Raw genomic sequence first — 533 nt, forward strand, 5'->3', positions numbered from 1 at the left:
GATGTTTGAAGACATGATGCCAGATTACATTGAGGTATTAGACTCAAACATGACCGCAAAAGATCAGGATGGCATTGTTTCTGAAGCGCATAAAATCAAAGGTGCGGCAGGATCTATTGGTCTTAAACGTATCCAAAGCGTTGCTCAAAAAGCGCAATCCCCGGATATGCCGGCATGGTGGGAAAATATTTCTGACTGGGTCGAAGAGATAAAGAATGAATACCCAAACGATATTCAGGTACTCAAAAGTTGGTTAGATCAAAGGAAATAACATGAAGAAACTTGCACCCGTAGCCTTACTTATTGCATCGCTCGTAGGTTGTAGTTCTGTTCCTCAAGTGAACTGGCAACAAGGCAGCCAAATTACGATGAATCAGGTGAATGTTGAACTAAAGAGCAATCTTTGGGTGAACTTAATGCCTGCGATTGAGGAAGAACCTGTGCAAGACGTTCAAGAGTTGAGTATTCAAGGTGCTTTGTATCTGGAAGGCGACAAACAGCTGCCTGCGAATTTGACTGCTGAGGCTCTGATT

At 43.0% G+C, this 533-nt stretch carries 1 protein-coding gene and 1 pseudogene; both read left to right on the plus strand.

From position 1 onward, the window contains the following. On the plus strand, window positions 1–271 hold a 271-nt coding region (locus R7190_RS30275; protein ID WP_318138263.1), incomplete at its 5' end, for an Hpt domain-containing protein. 1 nt (window position 272) lies between these two features. After that, window positions 273–533 (plus strand): annotated as a pseudogene (locus tag R7190_RS30280) (hypothetical protein); the annotation flags it as partial.

This window comes from Vibrio sp. 1078-1 (genome assembly GCF_033340475.1).